Origin of the sequence: Actinokineospora sp., assembly GCF_050699995.1 — a bacterium.
In the GTDB taxonomy this organism is placed as follows: Bacteria; Actinomycetota; Actinomycetes; order Mycobacteriales; family Pseudonocardiaceae; genus Actinokineospora.
In genome coordinates, this window is record NZ_JBOHGC010000350.1 from 1 (window position 1) to 15,510 (window position 15,510).

The 15,510-nt window shown below is 70.2% G+C and carries 12 protein-coding genes; 3 read left to right on the top strand and 9 right to left on the bottom strand.

Annotated elements, in window-relative coordinates:
* Nucleotides 1-23: 23 nt before the first annotated feature.
* Nucleotides 24-1,262 (bottom strand): cysteine--1-D-myo-inosityl 2-amino-2-deoxy-alpha-D-glucopyranoside ligase, encoded by a 1,239-nt coding sequence (gene mshC / locus ACRDSQ_RS17195; protein WP_431422370.1) that lies wholly within the window; start codon nt 1,260-1,262, stop codon nt 24-26.
* 150 nt (nt 1,263-1,412) lie between these two features.
* On the opposite strand from mshC, the gene ACRDSQ_RS17200 reads away from it, so the two are divergent.
* A complete protein-coding gene (locus ACRDSQ_RS17200; RefSeq protein ID WP_431422373.1) occupies nt 1,413-2,603 on the top strand; it encodes a S8 family peptidase in 1,191 nt (396 codons plus the stop codon).
* Nucleotides 2,600-2,857: a hypothetical protein gene (locus ACRDSQ_RS17205; protein WP_431422375.1), complete on the top strand. Its 258-nt coding sequence runs from the start codon at nt 2,600-2,602 to the stop codon at nt 2,855-2,857. Before ACRDSQ_RS17200 ends, ACRDSQ_RS17205 begins: the two co-directional genes overlap by 4 nt.
* Here ACRDSQ_RS17205 and ACRDSQ_RS17210 read toward each other — a convergent pair.
* The 3 genes from ACRDSQ_RS17210 to ACRDSQ_RS17220 all read right to left on the bottom strand — a co-directional run bounded on the left by ACRDSQ_RS17210 (nt 2,851) and on the right by ACRDSQ_RS17220 (nt 5,958).
* Nucleotides 2,851-3,645, bottom strand: a complete 795-nt coding sequence (locus tag ACRDSQ_RS17210; protein WP_431422377.1) for an ion transporter — start codon at nt 3,643-3,645, stop codon at nt 2,851-2,853. The genes ACRDSQ_RS17205 and ACRDSQ_RS17210 overlap by 7 nt on opposite strands.
* A 37-nt stretch (nt 3,646-3,682) precedes the next feature.
* Nucleotides 3,683-4,387 (bottom strand): flavodoxin family protein, encoded by a 705-nt coding sequence (locus tag ACRDSQ_RS17215; RefSeq protein ID WP_431422379.1) that lies wholly within the window; start codon nt 4,385-4,387, stop codon nt 3,683-3,685.
* A gap of 209 nt (nt 4,388-4,596) precedes the next feature.
* The gene (locus ACRDSQ_RS17220) at nt 4,597-5,958 is read right to left on the bottom strand and encodes an RNA-guided endonuclease InsQ/TnpB family protein (RefSeq protein ID WP_431422382.1); all 1,362 of its coding nucleotides are present in this window, start codon (nt 5,956-5,958) and stop codon (nt 4,597-4,599) included.
* On the opposite strand from ACRDSQ_RS17220, the gene ACRDSQ_RS17225 reads away from it, so the two are divergent.
* A complete protein-coding gene (locus ACRDSQ_RS17225) occupies nt 5,937-6,842 on the top strand; it encodes an anti-sigma factor RsbA family regulatory protein (protein ID WP_431422384.1) in 906 nt (301 codons plus the stop codon). The genes ACRDSQ_RS17220 and ACRDSQ_RS17225 overlap by 22 nt on opposite strands.
* 10 nt (nt 6,843-6,852) lie before the next feature.
* On the opposite strand, the gene ACRDSQ_RS17230 is transcribed toward ACRDSQ_RS17225, so the two are convergent.
* The 5 genes from ACRDSQ_RS17230 to hrpA all read right to left on the bottom strand — a co-directional run.
* The gene (locus ACRDSQ_RS17230) at nt 6,853-7,629 is read right to left on the bottom strand and encodes an enoyl-CoA hydratase/isomerase family protein (RefSeq protein WP_431422386.1); all 777 of its coding nucleotides are present in this window, start codon (nt 7,627-7,629) and stop codon (nt 6,853-6,855) included.
* Nucleotides 7,626-8,972, bottom strand: coding sequence for a hypothetical protein (locus ACRDSQ_RS17235; protein ID WP_431422388.1), 1,347 nt, complete (start codon nt 8,970-8,972; stop codon nt 7,626-7,628). The genes ACRDSQ_RS17230 and ACRDSQ_RS17235 overlap by 4 nt, the downstream gene beginning before the upstream one ends.
* Nucleotides 8,969-10,402 (bottom strand): AAA family ATPase, encoded by a 1,434-nt coding sequence (locus ACRDSQ_RS17240; RefSeq protein ID WP_431422391.1) that lies wholly within the window; start codon nt 10,400-10,402, stop codon nt 8,969-8,971. Before ACRDSQ_RS17240 ends, ACRDSQ_RS17235 begins: the two co-directional genes overlap by 4 nt.
* A complete protein-coding gene (locus ACRDSQ_RS17245) occupies nt 10,399-12,468 on the bottom strand; it encodes a CHAT domain-containing protein (RefSeq protein ID WP_431422394.1) in 2,070 nt (689 codons plus the stop codon). The genes ACRDSQ_RS17240 and ACRDSQ_RS17245 overlap by 4 nt, the downstream gene beginning before the upstream one ends.
* 125 nt (nt 12,469-12,593) lie before the next feature.
* Nucleotides 12,594-15,510 (bottom strand): ATP-dependent RNA helicase HrpA (gene hrpA, locus ACRDSQ_RS17250; RefSeq protein WP_431422395.1); only part of this gene is annotated, 2,917 nt, incomplete at its 5' end.

Here is a 15,510-nt window from a genome sequence, read left to right on the forward strand (position 1 = left end):
CGCCGAGTGAGTCCGCCACCTGGCTAGAGGGCGATGCCCAGCAGGGCGTCGATCGCCACCGCGGCTTCGGCGGGGGCGCTCTCGCTCGTCCCCTCACCCAGCCGGGTCCGCTCCGCCCACGCGTCGATGGCGGCAATGGCGGCCGGGGCGTCGAGGTCGTTCGACAGGTGTTCGCGGATCTCGGCGATCAGCGGCGCCGCGTCGACCCCCTTGGCCGCCTGGACCGCCGACCGCCAGCGGCCGACGCGGGCGACGGCCTCGTCGAGGACGTCCTGGGTCCACGCGCGGTCGGTGCGGTAGTGCCCGGACAACAGGCCCAGCCGCACGGCCATCGAGTCGACGTGGTCGGCGCGCAGGCGCGAGACGAACACGAGGTTGCCCCGCGACTTCGACATCTTCTCGCCGTCGAGGCCGATCATCGCCGCGTGGCCGTAGTGCTGGGCGAACGGGTGTCGGCCGGTCAGGGCCTCGGCGTGGGCCGCGCTGAGCTCGTGGTGCGGGAAGATCAGGTCCGACCCACCGCCCTGCAGGTCGAAGCCCATGCCGAGCCGGTTGAGGGCGATGGCGCTGCACTCGATGTGCCAGCCGGGCCTGCCCGCGCCGAGTTCGCTGTCCCAGCTCGGCTCGCCGGGACGCGCGACCCGCCACAGCAGGGCGTCGAGGGGGTGGCGCTTGCCCTTGCGGTCCGGGTCTCCCCCGCGCTCGGCGAAGTACTTCGCCATGGTCGCCTCGTCGTAGCGCGACTCGGCGCCGAACTGGCCACTGGCCTGGTGGTCGAAGTAGATGTCGGGGTACTCGTCGTCGGCGGCGTGGTAGGCCGCGCCGTTGGCCAGGAGTTTGGCCACCGCCTCGACGACCTCGGGAATGGCCTCGACCGCCCCGATGTACTCGCGCGGCGGCAGCACCCGCAGCGCGGTCATGTCCTCGCGGAACAGCGCCGTCTCCCGCATCCCCAGCACGACCCAGTCGTCCTGGTCGCGCGTGGCGCGCTCCAGGAGGGGGTCGTCGATGTCGGTGACGTTCTGGACGTAGTGCACCTGGTGGCCGTTGTCCAGCCACACGCGGTGGACCAGGTCGAACGCGAGGTAGGTCGCCGCGTGCCCGAGGTGCGTCGCGTCGTACGGGGTGATCCCGCAGACGTACATGGTCGCGGTCGGCCCCGGGGTGGTCAGGCGGATCTCGCCCGCGCTGGTGTCGTGGAGCCGAAGCGGGCGCGGCGTGCCGGGCACCCGCGGCACCGGGTGGGATTGCCAGGTCTGCATGACACGAACATTAATCGCACCCGCTTCGGCGACCGGGTGAATTCAGTGTGTGGACGACGCACGCGGCCGATCGTGTGACCTGTGTTACATAACCTTGAGGGGAGCCGATCACACAATCAGGTGGGAGCACGCTGGGAGAGGGGCCGGACCATGACCGATCCGCAGGACACGCCGCAGGGCGGCACGACTGGACGCTATCTGGTGCTGATGGAGGACCACGCGGTCGACGCGGGCACTCAGCAGATGGGCGACGTGGCGGGAATCCGCGCCGCCAGCAACGCCGATCTGGAGGACGCCGACGTCGACTTCCAGGGCGCCGACGGATTGGTGCTGCGGGAACTCGGCATCGCCATCGTCAACGCCGACCCCGACCAACTCGCCGCGCTGGACCGCGCGGTGCACGAGCCGGGTCCGCTGTCGCTGGTCGAGGCGGAGCGGCGGGTGTACGCGATCAGCGCGCAGCCCACCGCCGAGGAGCCCCTGGCCGTCGACGAGAGCCAGTTCACCTGGGGCACGCAGGCGGTGCGCGCGCAGCTGAGCCAGGCGACCGGCGAGGGCATCCGGGTGGCCGTGCTCGACACCGGCTTCGACGTCAACCACCCCGACTTCGCCGGGCGGTCGGTCACGACCAGCTCGTTCATCCAGGGCGAGGACGTGCAGGACGGCCACGGCCACGGCACCCACTGCATCGGCACCGCGTGCGGTCCGCGCGACCCGGCGGAGGGGCCCGGCTACGGCATGGCCTACAAGTCGGAGATCTTCGCGGGCAAGGTGCTGAGCAACCGCGGGTCCGGCACCGACGGCGGCATCCTCGCCGGCATCGCGTGGGCGATCACCAACGGCTGCCCGATCGTGTCGATGTCGCTGGGCGCCGCCACCCGCCCTGGCGACCCGTACTCCCGCACCTACGAGAGCGCCGCGAACCGCGCGATGGCGCAGGGAACGCTGATCATCGCGGCCGCGGGCAACGAGTCGCGGCGGCAGAACGGGCGGATCAACCCGGTCGGCCACCCGGCGAACTGCCCGTCGATCATGGCGGTCGGCGCGGTGGACGTGAACATGGCGATGGCGTGGTTCTCGTGCGGCACCGTCGACGAGATCGGCCAGGTCGACATCGTCGGGCCGGGCGTGGACGTGCACTCGTCGTGGCCCGCTCCGCTGGGGCACAACAGGATCAGCGGCACCAGCATGGCCACCCCGCACGTCGCGGGCGTGGCGGCGCTCATCGCCCAGGCGACGGGGGCACGGTCGTGGGAACTGTGGGCGCGGCTCTCGCAGATCGCGCGTAGGCTGCCTCTTCCGTCGACCGACGTGGGATCGGGGCTGGTGCAGGCACCATGAACGATATCGACGAACCGATCGAGCGGGTGCTGGTCACCCTCGACGACGCCGGGCTGTCCCGGGTCGAGGAGGTCGTGGCCGAACTCCGCCGGGCCGGGATGGACGTCGAGCAGGTCATCGAGCCGGTGGGCACCATCACCGGCTCGATGCCGCTCGACGCACTCGACGCCGTGCAGGAGATCTCCGGTGTGGACTTCGTCGAGCCGCAGATCGCCGCGTTCCAGATCCCCGACCCGGACGAGGACATTCAGTAGGCGCGTCTCGGGGCGTCCGCGGGGGCGAACTCGGGCAGGTCCTTGTGGGCGCCCGCGCGGACGGCTTGGCGGATCTGCTCGATGTTCTCGCGCAGCATGTCCGAGATCAGCTCGTCGGTCCGCGGGTCGGCGAGCATCTCCAGCACCACCCGCAGGGTCGCGTCGGTGACCGCGCCGACGATCTCGTCGTGGAACGGCAGCACCCGCAGCCTGCCCACCTGCCGGTCGTGTTTGAGCTTCTCCAGCACCATCTCCCGGATCTCGGTCCGGTTCTCCTCCAGCGCGCCCGCGATGTTGCGCGCGTAGTGGCCGGTGCGCAGGACCGAGACGACCTCTTCGAGCACGGCCACGGTGAGCGGCTTCTTGACCACGTCGATGAGCAGGCCGCCGAAGCGCCCCATCGCGCGGTGGGCGAGTTCCTCGCTGACCGAGCGGTCCACCGGCATGTGCAGCCGGGTCATGATCACCGCGATCCGCCACACCCGTAGCAGCCGGAACGCGCGGAAGGCCAGGTGCGACACGGGGATCATGCCGATCACGTCGTACCAGTTGACCCACAGGAACCGCCGGGTGAAGCCCGCCGACCGCCACCGCCAGAGGAACTCCACGGCGAACACCCCGCACAGCGCCCAGTCGATCCGGGTGATGAGGGTGGCGACGTCGGGGGCGGGCTTCCAGAACGTCCGGTAGGCCAGCATGCCCACGGCGAACACCGCCAGCAGCAGCATCAGCCAGTCGTCCAGGCTGACCCGGTGCTTCTTCGGCGAAGCCGCCAACGAGATGACCATGCTGTCAAACATGTCATGACGGGCGGGAGCTGACCACCTAGCGGTACTCGGGATTGTGGAAGTCGAAGCGGGCGCCCGCGTCCCACTTGGCGCGCTGGTTGCCCTGCGCGGGGAAGCCGCCCGCGTCGCGGAGCATTCGGGCGAGGTGCATGAGGTTCCACGTCATGAACGTGGTGTTGCGGTTGGTGAAGTCGTTCTCCGGGCCGCCGGAACCCTTGTCCAAATAGGAAGGCCCGGGACCCGCCTCACCGATCCAGCCCGCGTCGGCCTGCGGCGGGATCGCGTAGCCGACGTGCTGCAGGCTGTAGAGGATGTTCTGCGCGCAGTGCTTGATCCCGTCCTCGTTGCCGGTGATCAGCGCCCCCGCGACCCGGCCGTAGTAGGCGTACTGGCCCACGTCGTTGAGCACACCGGACAGGGCGTAGAGGCGCTCGATGACCCGCTTGGTGACCGAGCTGTTGTCGCCGAGCCAGATCGGCCCGGCGATGACCAGGATGTCGGCGGCCATCACCCGCTCGGTCAGGGCGGGCCACTCGTCGCTGTCCCAGCCGTGCTCGGTCATGTCCGGGTAGACCCCGGTGGCGATGTCGTGATCGACCGCCCGGAACTGGTCGACCGACACCCCGTTGGTGGACATGATCCCGGCGCTGGCGTCGACCAGTCCCTGGGTGTGGCTGAGCTCGGGTGAGCGCTTGAGGGTGCAGTTGATGAACAGGGCGCGCAGGCCGTCGAAGTCCGTCACCGGCGTCTCTCTCCTTCACGTCGACGCCCAGTGTCGCGCCCGCGGCCATGCCTCGCCGCCCGAGCCCGCCGCGAGTACCCTTTCGCAATGCCTGGCGGGACGGGCAACTAGCGTGCGCCCGTCGCGTCCTGGGAGACAGGACAACGCCCGCATGACCGGCCCGGAGGACTTGGCAACCTCCCCGCCTGAGGCGGGGATTCCAACGGCGACTACCGCACAAGGAGGAGGTCGCGTTGAGGTTCACGGTTCACCGGCCCACCCAACGGCGGGCCTCCCCGTGCAGCCACGGCATGCCCTGCCGCGAAACGAACATTCAGCGCCGCGTTCACATCAGCGTTGCAAGCGAAACCGCAAGACCGACACCGGAAGGCCGCTTGGCTCTCGCGCGCCTCCCGATCAACGACCCCACACGCCGAACAACGCTGACTCGTGAACCTCGGATCGACCTTCACCACCCGCCCCGGAGCCTTCTGCTCCAAACGCGTCACCAACAGGCCCCACCCGTTAGTAAGAATGCCCCGGTTCAAGCCCGCCTTCTGTCGAACACCCCGGCCCGGCGCATCCAGGCTGCCCTTCGCCGACCGGGTCATGGCGGCGATCTTGAGATCTTCGACGCCGATCACATCGAACCCCCCGGCCAGGCGGGTGCTGATCTTCTCCACCCAATCCTTACGCCGATCCGTTTCCCGCGCCTTGAGCCTCGCGATCGCTGTCTTGACCTTCCCGCGCCGGACGGAGCCGCGTTGGGCCCGGGCGAGCTTGCGTTGCAGCCGCTGCAACCGAGCCTTCTCAGTTGCACGCAGGGTGGGCGCGTTCAGCAGTTCTCCGGTGGACAACGCCGCCGCCACCACGACACCGCGATCCACGCCCACCACCGCACCCGTACCCGGCGCCGCGATGGGCTCGGGCGGCACGGCGAACGCCACATGCCAACGCCCAGCCCGATCACGAGTGACCCGATAGGACTTCACACCGTCCGCAACGGCGCGCGACCAGCGGAACCGCACCCAACCCACCTTGGGCACCCGCACCTCACCGACCTTGCGGGACACTCGACGCACGTCGCCGGGCCTGACCGCCACGATCCGGAACCCCTCGCACCGGCCGCGCTTGCGCCAGGTCGGCCGCCGGTGGGTCCGGCCGAAGAAGTTCGCCAACGCTTGGGCGAAATCCTTCAACCCCTGCTGCTGCACGACCACCGACCCAGCAGCCAACCACGGGTTCTCCGCCCGCGCCTGCGTCAACTGGCGGCACTGCTCGGTGTAGCCGGGCGCCGCCGTGCGCCCCGGCTGCCAGTGCGAGTGCTGCTCCACCGCAAGATTCCAGACGAACCGCGCATGCCCACAATGCTCCAACAACGCAAGCTCCTGAACGGGCGTCGGCTGAAGACGGAAACGGGACATGCCGATCAACCTATCGGCCACGACCGACAAAACTCGGAGACAGAGTTGAGACCAGATAGGCCGAGGCACGCCCGGGCCGTGACCCTCCGGAATCCGCTTCGTCTCTGGCGTGAACGCCGGAGCATCCTGGGGGAGATGACGACCGCATGAGCGCACCCGGTTTCGCACACGAGGCTCTCGTGTACCGCGATGAGGCCGGCTACGTCGAGGGCGCGAGCGCCTTCCTCCGCGAAGGTGTCGCCGCGGGCGAGGCCGTGTTCGCGCTGGTCCGCCCCGGCGTGATCGAAAGCCTCCGCGAGGCCCTCGGCGCCGACGCCGACCACGTGCGGTTCCTCGACATGACCGAGGTCGGGCGCAACCCGGCCCGCATCATCCCCACCTTGCGGTCGCTGATCGCCGACGCGGGTGACCGGCCCGCGTGGGCGGTCACCGAGCACACCTGGCCGGGCCGCACCGAGGAGGAAACCGCCGAGACCCGGCTGCACGAGGCGCTGGTCAACGTCGCCTTCGAGGACACCGACCTACGCCTGCTGTGCCCCACCGACCCGGCGTTCCTCGCCGACGCCGAACACAGCCACCCGATCGTCATCGAGGGCGACCAGCGCAGGCCGAGCGACCGGTTCGACCCGAAACTGGCCGACACCGAGTTCGCCGCCGACCTTCCCGCGCCGGAGAGGGTGTCCGATGTCGCTCACTTCAACCTGGACGACCTTCCTGAGCTTCGAGACCTGGTCACCATTCGGGCGAGCGGGTTCGGGTTGCCTCGGGCTCGGGCTCTGGACCTGACGCTGGCGACGAACGAGATCGTCACCAACAGCATCTGCCATGGTGGGGAACGCGGGACTCTTCGGGTGTGGGACGAAGAGGACGCCGTGGTGTGTGAGGTCAGTGACGGGGGTCAGATCACGGACCCGTTGGTGGGGCGGATCGTGCCCACACCTTCGGTTCCTGGGGGGCGTGGGGTGTGGTTGGCGAATCAACTCTGTGATCTTGTTCGGATTCGGTCAACCACTGTTGGGACTGTTGTTCGGTTGCACATGGCCAAGCCCTGACTCCGGCGGCTCAATCGGCGCGTCGAATCCACCGGCCACCTGAATGCTGGACTCGCGACTGGCGCAGGGTTTCCAGGTAGTCGGCGATGTTGGACAAGGCCTTGGGCGACTGCCACAGTGCCGTGACCTTTGGGTCGTCCACTCCCCTGGTTGCCTCTATTCGGCTGCGGGCGGGCCTGTGCAGTTGTCGCTTTGTCATGGCGAAGGCTGCCGGTGGGATGCGTGACAGTGCGGTGGCGCGGGTCAGGGCTCGATCCAGTAGGTCGTCTGGTTCGACCACCTCGTCGATCAGGCCGACCGACTGCGCCGTCGGGGCGTCCAGTAGCGCGCCGGTGTTGATCAGGCGTTGGGCGTGGTGGCCGACCGCGTGGCGGACTATTTCCAGGGCTGCCACAGGGAAGGGGACGCCGACCAGGAGTTCGGTGAGTCCTATTCGGCCTGCCGACATGATTCGGTAGTCCGCTGCGGCGGCGATCACGCAGCCGCCTGCGATCGCGGCCCCGCCGACGGCGGCGATGACTGGGCGTGGACAGTCGAAGATGGCCAGGAATGCCTTGCTCAGGGCAGGCAGGAAATCGGCGACGTAGTTCGCTCCGCCCTCCACGACTCGGCGAAGGTCTACGCCCGCACTGAAGGCTTGGCCCGCACCGGTGATGATCAGGCCGTCGGCGACGAGGCTGCTCACCGTGCGGCTGATGGCCTCGCACAGTTCGAGGTCGAGGGCGTTGACCTTGCCGTGGTCGAGCCGCAGGACTGCGAGGTCGCCGTGCGCTTCGACGGTGATCATGGTCCCTTCCCGGCACCCAGTCGGACCGCTGGGTCTCCGAGAACAATGTAATTCCGCGCGTCGTTGTTGGCCGTCCAAAGGGCGGCCAGGGTCTCGTCGTCGATCTTGCGGCCGAGTCTGCGCAAGGCGTCGAGGCGGGTGACCAACTCGGTGGCGATGGCGGCGTAGCGCTGGTTGAGGTACTCCATCGCGGCCCCGAGACGCTGTCCCGCCAGCAGGGCGCGCAGGGTGCTGGCCATGGTGGCGATCTGCGGGTCGACGCCCTTCCACAGGAACGAGCAGCTCCACACCCGGTCCACGTGCCCCACGAACCCGAGCACCCCGGCCGCGAGCAGCCGCTGCGGCAACCGGGCCACGAACGCCCGACCCGCGTCGTGGCCGCCGCCGAAGTCGGCCGCGGCGGGTGTGCCCGCGCCGTAGCAGGCGAAGGAGAACACCACGTCCGGTGTCAGCGTCGCGGGGACGTCGGCGCCGGCGAAGTACTGGTCGGCGGTCAGGGGCGCCACCGCCATCGGGCCCGGCCAGTCCTGGCACAGCAGGGCGCCCTGGATCTCGCGCATGTCCGGTCTGGCGGTGCCGACGCCGTGGGACGCGCTGAACAGGACACGGCCGGGGTGCGGCTCGGTGAGCAGCGTGGACAGCCGGGTCTTGGTGGCCTGCTCGGCGACGTCGGTGCCGAGGCTGAGCCCGTGGCCGGTGAGTTCCGCCCGCAGCGGCTCGATCAGCTTCGACGCGCTCAGGGTGGTGGCCCGGTCGTCGGGGTTGCGCACGCCGAACAGGTGGATGCCCGGCGGGTCGAGCGGCGCCTCTTCGGCCGTGGCCACGGCCTCGGCGTAGCGGGCGTAGTCGTCGAGTGTGTCGAAGTGCAGCCTGCCGACGGCGTACTGGACGTCGAGTTGGTACTGCAGGCTGAACGGCAGGTCGGCCGGGTCCCCGGCCAGGAGCAGGTAGTACGGCACCCTGGTGGGCTCGGCGGGCCCAGGCCCGGCCCCATAGCGGCGCAGGAACGCGGCGTCGTCGTCCCCCGGCTCGACGACCAGTTCCCGGTAGAGCGGCCCCGCCTGAGTGCGGCGCAGGTCCAGCAGCGGCCGAAGCGCGCCGAGCACGGGGCTGTCCGGGGTGGTGACCACCGCCCAGCCCACAGAGGCCAGGTCCTGCGGGTCGAAGCCGTACTGGGTGCCGAACGTCGGCTCCCGCGCCTGGTCGCGCTTGCGCAGCGCGCGGACGTGCCGCTCCGCCGGGCTCTCGCCGCGGGCGAGCGCCGCCAGGTCCTCGACGGTGTCCGCCGCGAACAGGTACCCGCCGGTGTCCGCGTCGACGCCGTTGACCGGCAGGTCCGTCATGTCAACACGACCAGCAGCACCGCGAGCACCACGATCACCACGGCCTCGGCCGCGGCCAGGAGCGCGAGCCGGTTGGTGGTGCCGCGCGCGTCGGCGAGCCCGGCCTCGTCGAAGGAGCGGAGCAGGAACTCCCGTTCCACCTCCGCCATCCCGACCGCGGGATGCGGGGCCAGCCGCAAAGCGTCGCCGGTGAGCAGGAACGCGCTCTGCCGATGGTTGCGGTGCCAGTCGTAGGCCGCCGCCTGCCACGGTTCGAGAGTCGCGTGCCGCCACGCCTGGTTGGCGTCGATGACCGCGGTGATCAGCCGGTCGTGGGCCAGTTCGTACCAGGTCGTGCCCGCGCGGGTGTCCGCCCGGATCAGGTACGCGTCCTCCAGGGCGTCCAACACGCGCACGCCGAGGTCGCCTGGCACCGGCGGGTCGGTCGTCTGCGCCCGGAACCGGCGCGCGGTGATCAGTTCGTCCTCGAACCACTCGCGCACCACCCGCTGGTCGACGCCCAGCCGGCGCTCCAGCTCAGCGAGGGCGTTGCCGTAGTAGCGGCTCAGCGCCCGGTCGATGTCGACGCGCTCGACGTCGCCGGTGCCGATCTCGTGGAAGTTCTCGCAGTGCGCGGCGGTGATCCGCCACAGGGTTCGGCACACGACCTGCAGCTGGAATGGCTCCACGTAAGGGGATCGCAGCCAGTGGTCGGCGCCGCCCGGTCGGTCGACCCTGGCCCGGGCGAGCCGATCGACCAGCTTCTCCGCCGCCTCATCCACAAAGGACACGCGCTGTTCGGCGGCGGGCCTGCGCACGGCGGCGAGGGCCTCGTCGTGGTCGAGGAAGTCGAGCCGGAAGCGCGCCCGCAGCCTGCCCGGCAGGAACCGCAGGAAGCGGTCCAGCCCGCCCAGGTAGTCCTCGCGCACCGCCAACAGCGCGAACAGGGTGCCGTCGGCGAGCGCCGCGCCGAGCTGGCGGAAGAACTCCTCCTTGGCGTCGCGGTCGGTCGGGTCCAGCGTGAGGATCTCCTCGAGCTGGTCGATCACCAGGACGCGGGCGGTGCCCTCGAGCAGCGGCGGCTCCAGGCGCTCGACGATCTCCCCGACGGTGAGGTCGTCGAGCCCGGGTGTCTCGGCGCCGAGCAGGTCCACGCCGGCGCTGTGCACGTACCGGTTGCCGCGCGCGGGCGTGGGCTTGTCGACCCGCGCCGCGGTGGTCGGCATGAAGCCGTCGGAGCGCAGCATGCGCGCGACGGCGGCCTGGATCAGCGACGTCTTGCCCGCCCCGGACGGCGCGTGCAGCAACACGACCCGCTCGGCGATGATCAGGTCGGCGAGCTCGCGCGCGACGTGCTGGCGGTTCGGCAGGTGCTCGTCGCGGCGGAACGCGCGCGGCCCGACGTACGGGTTCTCCGCGGGCAGCACGATCGGCGCGGTGTCGGCGCTCATGGCCCGCCGTCCCCGGCGTTGGCGCGCAGGTCGCGCAGGAAGTCCTTGGTGGCCGACCAGAACAGGCTGACCCGGTCCTCGCCGAAGTACGACTCCAGGTAGCGCTGGGCGGCCTCGGGTTCGATGGTCTGGCTCTCCGGGCGCACCTGCACCCCGACGTGGGTGTTGGCACGCAGCCGGGAGCTGCCGCCGAAGCTCTTGATGCCCTGGAACACCACCCGGAAGTCCCAGTCGTCGAGCCGGTAACCCAGGAACATCAGGGAGTTCTTCATCAGCGACGCCGACACCGCGGGCGGGATCGAGGGCCGCTGCTCGATCCACGCGGTGAGCCACTCGAAGTGGTCGTCCTCGGTCAGCACGACGGAGTCGGGATTGTCGAGCCTGCCGAACAGGTGGTAGACCCACGGCTTCGCGACGGTCGGCGGCTGCAGTGTGTGCGGGTCGACCTGCTCGACCGTGTCGTTCCACGGGAAGCACAGCGTGACCGGGTCCTTGGGTTGTTCGTTCGCGCGCAGCGCCTGCTGCAGCAGGTCGGTCCATCCAGTGGTGACGTAGACCTTCACCGGCAGCGACGCGGCCGCGCGGTACGGCTCGTCCGGGTCGCGTTCACGCAGCAGCCTGCCCAGTTCCAGGATCACGGGCTCGGGGTCGTTGCCTTCAAGGAGGTGCTGCGGGACCTCGGCGATCAGGTCGTGCTTGCCCCGGCGGCGCTTCTCGCGCAGGTCGCTCATCAGGTAGTCGAGGAGGAACGCGCGGACCTCGCCGGGTGAGCGGCCGACCCGCAGGTACTGGGCGACCTGGGCGAAGTTGCCCTTCCCGGACGGCGCGATCGGCATCTGCCAGCGGCGCGCCCACCGGCGGGCGATCTCCACCCGCGACCCGACGATCCCGTCGGCGAATCCAGGCCCCAGGACCGGGGTGAACCGGCCGGTCCGCATCATCAGCGCCAGCGAACTCCACGTCTCGCGGCCGACCTCGGTGCGGTAGTAGGTGCGGCCCGACCGCAGGCGGGAGAACAGCACCGGCACCCACCAGTCGGGCCGGTCCCGGACCGCGGCGCGGGCAATGGCGACGGCCCGGTCGACCACGCCGTCGTCGGCGAACTCGGCGAAGAACTTCTCCGCGAAGGTCTGCGCGGTGGTCATGGTGACGTCGCCCTGCATCGCGATGACCGCGGCGATCCCGGCGCCCGCCAGCCGCGGCCCCAACCCGGCCAGGGCGCCGCCGTCGTCGGACGCGGTCGCGGTCCCCGCCGAGCGGCACGACATGAGCACCGCCAGCATCGGCTTGGTCTCCAGGTGCTGGAACGACTCGACGAGCCTGCGCGCGTCCACCGGGTCCGCCTTGCCGTCGGCGGCCTCCAGGAAAAGCAGCGGCACGTCCTCGGTGAGGGTGCCGTGGGCGACCAGGTAGAGCACGTCGATCGGGTCGTCGCGGTCCTGCAGGCGGGCGGTGATCGCGGCCAGCGACGCGGCTCCGCCCCCGCCGATGACCTCCGTGCGGTACCCCGTCAGCGCCTCGCGGGCCCGGTCGCGCTCGCCGGTGAGGTCGACCGGCGCGAGTTCACGGCCACCCGGGGCGTACTCCCCCAGGTCGTTCGGCGCGGCCACCACGACGAGCGCGACCTGCTCGCTCGCCTTGCGCACCGGGACCGGGCGCCAGTCGGCGCTGGAGAGGTAGCGGGAGAACAGGACGGTCGAGTTCGTGGCGATCGGGTGGTTGGACACCGGGTCGCGCAGCAGCTCCCAGCGGACCGCGTGGAACCGCGCCGGACCGTCCACGTGCAACCGGACATGGACGGCCGCGGTGTGCGCGGCGGCCATCGCCTTCTCGTAGAAGCGGGCGATCTCGGAGTTCCCGAACACCATCCGGGACAGCGCCTCGGCGTAGGCGTCGTCGTCGTCGACGAGGTCGGCGAGGGCGGGCAGGTCGATCCGCAACAGGTCGGCCGGGTGCTCCGGCCAGTCCACTGTGTCCACGCCGGTGTACCGCAGGCTCACGTCGAAGGCGTCCTGCTCTTTGTCGTACACCAGGCCGAACTCAAGATCGGCATATTCGCCCGCCACGCCGGTCACCTCCGTCCCCACATGGCAGAGGCGCGGACCAAGGCTCCAGATACGTGTTCTTCAGATTCACCCTCTTGTGGTGAATGCACAAGAGGCCGACCGAGTGTGTTTTCGCCGGTCAGCCGCTATGGAATGAGCTGCTGGACGGTCTTGAGAATCCGTTTGTCGGAAATCGGGCCCGCGGCGCCGAGCATCTGCGCGAAATAGCTGACCCGCAGTTCCTCGATCATCCACTGCACCTCGCGGGCCTTCGCCGAGTCCCGCGCCGCGGGGCGGAGCTGGTTGAGCGCCTCGTGGTAGGCGTCCTCGAGGTCCTGGACCTGATGCATCCAGGAGGTATCGCGGTCCGGGCGCTCGGGGAGCTTGTCCAGCCTGCGTTCGATGCCGCGCAGGTAGCGCTCCACATCGGACAGCCGGGACAGGCCCGTGGCGGTGATGAAGCCGGGGTAGATCAGCCCGGCGAGCTGTTCGCGGATATCGGCCATGGCCTCGACGAAGATCGGCCCGGCGGTGCGGGCCAGCCGGGCCTGCACGTCGGTCCACGCGATGACGACCTTGCGGGCGCCGTCGAGGACGTCGAGGGTGGTGCCGATCAGGCCGACGCGGACGTGCTCGCGCAGCTTCGCGAAGCCCGCCTCGTCCCAGCCCGGGCCGCCGCCGGAGGCGATCAGGTGGTCGGCGGCGCAGTCGACGCAGTCGGCGAGCAGGGCGGGGACGCCGCCGTGCGGGTTGTGCGACAGGGCGAGTTTCGCCTGGTTGGACAGGGTGCGCACGACCTGCTTGACCGGTGAGGGCACGCCCAGCAGCACCAGCCGCCGGGTGCCCAGCCACATGGCGTGCCGCTGGTCGGTCTCGGTGTCGAGCATCCGCACCGCCACGGTGTCGCCCTCGTCGATGAGCGCCGGGTAGGCGGTGACGACCAGGCCGTTCTGCTCGGTCCGCTGGACCTTGGGCAGGGTGCCGATCGTCCACACGGTCAGCCCGCGCCGCTCCAGGTCGACCGACGCGGCCGCGAGGGACTGGCGCAGCCGGGACTTGAGCTGGTCTTTCAGCGCGACCAGGTCTTTGCCCGTGGCCAGGGTCTTCTCACCGTCGACGACCTGGAACGTGGTCCGCAGGTGGGCGGGGACGGCCTCGATCTGCCAGGCGTCGCGCGGGATGGTGACGCCGGTCAGCTTGCGCAGCTCCCGGCCGACCGCCTCCGGCAGCGACTCCTCCTCGGCGCCCAGGCGGGCGACGACGGCCTTGGCGAAGTCCGGGACGGGCACGAAGTTGCGGCGCAGCGGCTTGGGCAGCGAGCGGATCAGCGCGGTGACGACCTCCTCGCGCAGGCCGGGGACCTGCAAGGAGAAGCCGTCGCCGTGGAGTTGGTTGAGGACCGCGATCGGAACCTTCGCGGTGACGCCGTCGTCCGCCCGGCCCGGCTCGAAGCGGTAGGTCAGCGGCAGCGCCAGGCCGTGCTGCTGGAGGGTGTCCGGGAACGCCTGCTCGGTGACGTCCTTCGCCGACTCGTTGACCAGCATGGACTTCGAGTACGTCAACAGGTGCGGCTGGTCGTGCCGGGTCTTCTTCCACCACGTGTCGAAGTGCCGCCCGGACACGACCTCGGCCGGGATTCGCTGGTCGTAGAAGGCGAACAGCGTCTCCTCGTCGACCATGATGTCGCGGCGGCGGGCCCGGTGTTCGAGCTCCTCGACCTCGGCGAGCAGTTTGCGGTTGTCGTGGAAGAAGTGGTGCCGGGTCTGCCAGTCGCCCTCGACCAAGGCATTGCGGATGAACAGGTCCCGCGACATCTCCGGGTCGATCCGGCCGTAGTGGACCTTGCGGGACACCACGATCGGCAGCCCGAACAGGGTGACCTTCTCCATCGCCACGACCGAGCCCTGCTTCGCTTCCCAGTGCGGCTCGCTGTAGGTGCGCTTCACCAGGTGCTCGGCCATCGGCTCGACCCACTCCGGCTCGATGCGCGCCGCGATCCGGCCCCACAGTCGGGAAGTCTCCACCAGTTCGGCGGCCATCACCCAGCGCGGCGGCTTCCTCGCCAGCGTCGAGCCGGGGAAGATCGCGAACCGGGCGTTGCGCGCGCCGACGTACTCCTTGCCGTCCTTGGCCGCCGGGTCCCGGAAACCGATGTGGGACAACAGACCCGACAACAGTGCCATGTGGACGTCGCGCGGCTCGGCCCTGGTGTCGTTGGGGGTGATGCCGAGCTGGCGGACGACCTGGCGCAGCTGGCTGTGGATGTCCTGCCACTCACGGACCCGCAGGTAGTTCAGGAACTCCGCCTTGCACAGCCTGCGGAACCGGTTGCCCGACATGTCTTTCTGCTGCTCGCGCAGGTGGTCCCAGAGCGCGAGGTAGGTCATGAAATCCGAGTCCGGGTCAGCGAACCGGGCGTGCATCTGCTGCGCGGCCTGCTGTTTCTCCTGTGGACGCTCGCGCGGGTCCTGAATGGATAGTGCGGCGGCGATCACCATGACCTCGCTGACGCAGCCCGCCTTGTCCGCCTCGATCACCATGCGCGCCAGCCGCGGGTCGACCGGGAGCTGGGCGAGCTTGCGGCCCAGCGGGGTCAGCCGCTTGCGGGAGTCGGTCTCCGCCGGGTTGATCGCGCCGAGCTCGTGCAGCAGGTTGACGCCGTCGGCAATGTGCCGCTTGTCCGGCGGCTCGATGAACGGGAAGTCCGCCATCTCGCCGAGGTCGGCGGCACTCATCTGCAGGATGACCGACGCCAGGTTGGTGCGCAGGATCTCCGGGTCGGTGAACTCGGGGCGGGCGAGGAAGTCGTCCTCGCTGAACAGGCGGATGCAGATGCCGTCGCTGGTGCGGCCGCAGCGGCCCTTGCGCTGGTTCGCCGAGGCCTGCGACACCGGCTCGATCGGCAGGTGCTGGACCTTGGTGCGATGGCTGTACCGGGAGATCCGGGCCACGCCGGTGTCCACCACGTACTTGATGCCGGGCACGGTGAGGCTGGTCTCCGCCACGTTGGTGGCCAGCACGATCCGCCGGTTGGGGCTGCGCGCCCACACCCGCTGCTGCTCG

What these genes read in the sequence shown, in the direction of transcription:
- ACRDSQ_RS17200 (WP_431422373.1), top strand. Translation starts at nt 1,413, where the DNA reads ATGACCGATCCGCAGGACACGCCGCAGGGCGGCACGACTGGACGCTAT.
- ACRDSQ_RS17225 (WP_431422384.1), top strand. Translation starts at nt 5,937, where the DNA reads ATGAGCGCACCCGGTTTCGCACACGAGGCTCTCGTGTACCGCGATGAG.
- ACRDSQ_RS17235 (WP_431422388.1), bottom strand. Translation starts at nt 8,972, where the DNA reads ATGACGGACCTGCCGGTCAACGGCGTCGACGCGGACACCGGCGGGTAC.
- ACRDSQ_RS17230 (WP_431422386.1), bottom strand. Translation starts at nt 7,629, where the DNA reads ATGATCACCGTCGAAGCGCACGGCGACCTCGCAGTCCTGCGGCTCGAC.
- ACRDSQ_RS17240 (WP_431422391.1), bottom strand. Translation starts at nt 10,402, where the DNA reads ATGAGCGCCGACACCGCGCCGATCGTGCTGCCCGCGGAGAACCCGTAC.
- ACRDSQ_RS17210 (WP_431422377.1), bottom strand. Translation starts at nt 3,645, where the DNA reads ATGGTCATCTCGTTGGCGGCTTCGCCGAAGAAGCACCGGGTCAGCCTG.
- mshC (WP_431422370.1), bottom strand. Translation starts at nt 1,262, where the DNA reads ATGCAGACCTGGCAATCCCACCCGGTGCCGCGGGTGCCCGGCACGCCG.
- ACRDSQ_RS17205 (WP_431422375.1), top strand. Translation starts at nt 2,600, where the DNA reads ATGAACGATATCGACGAACCGATCGAGCGGGTGCTGGTCACCCTCGAC.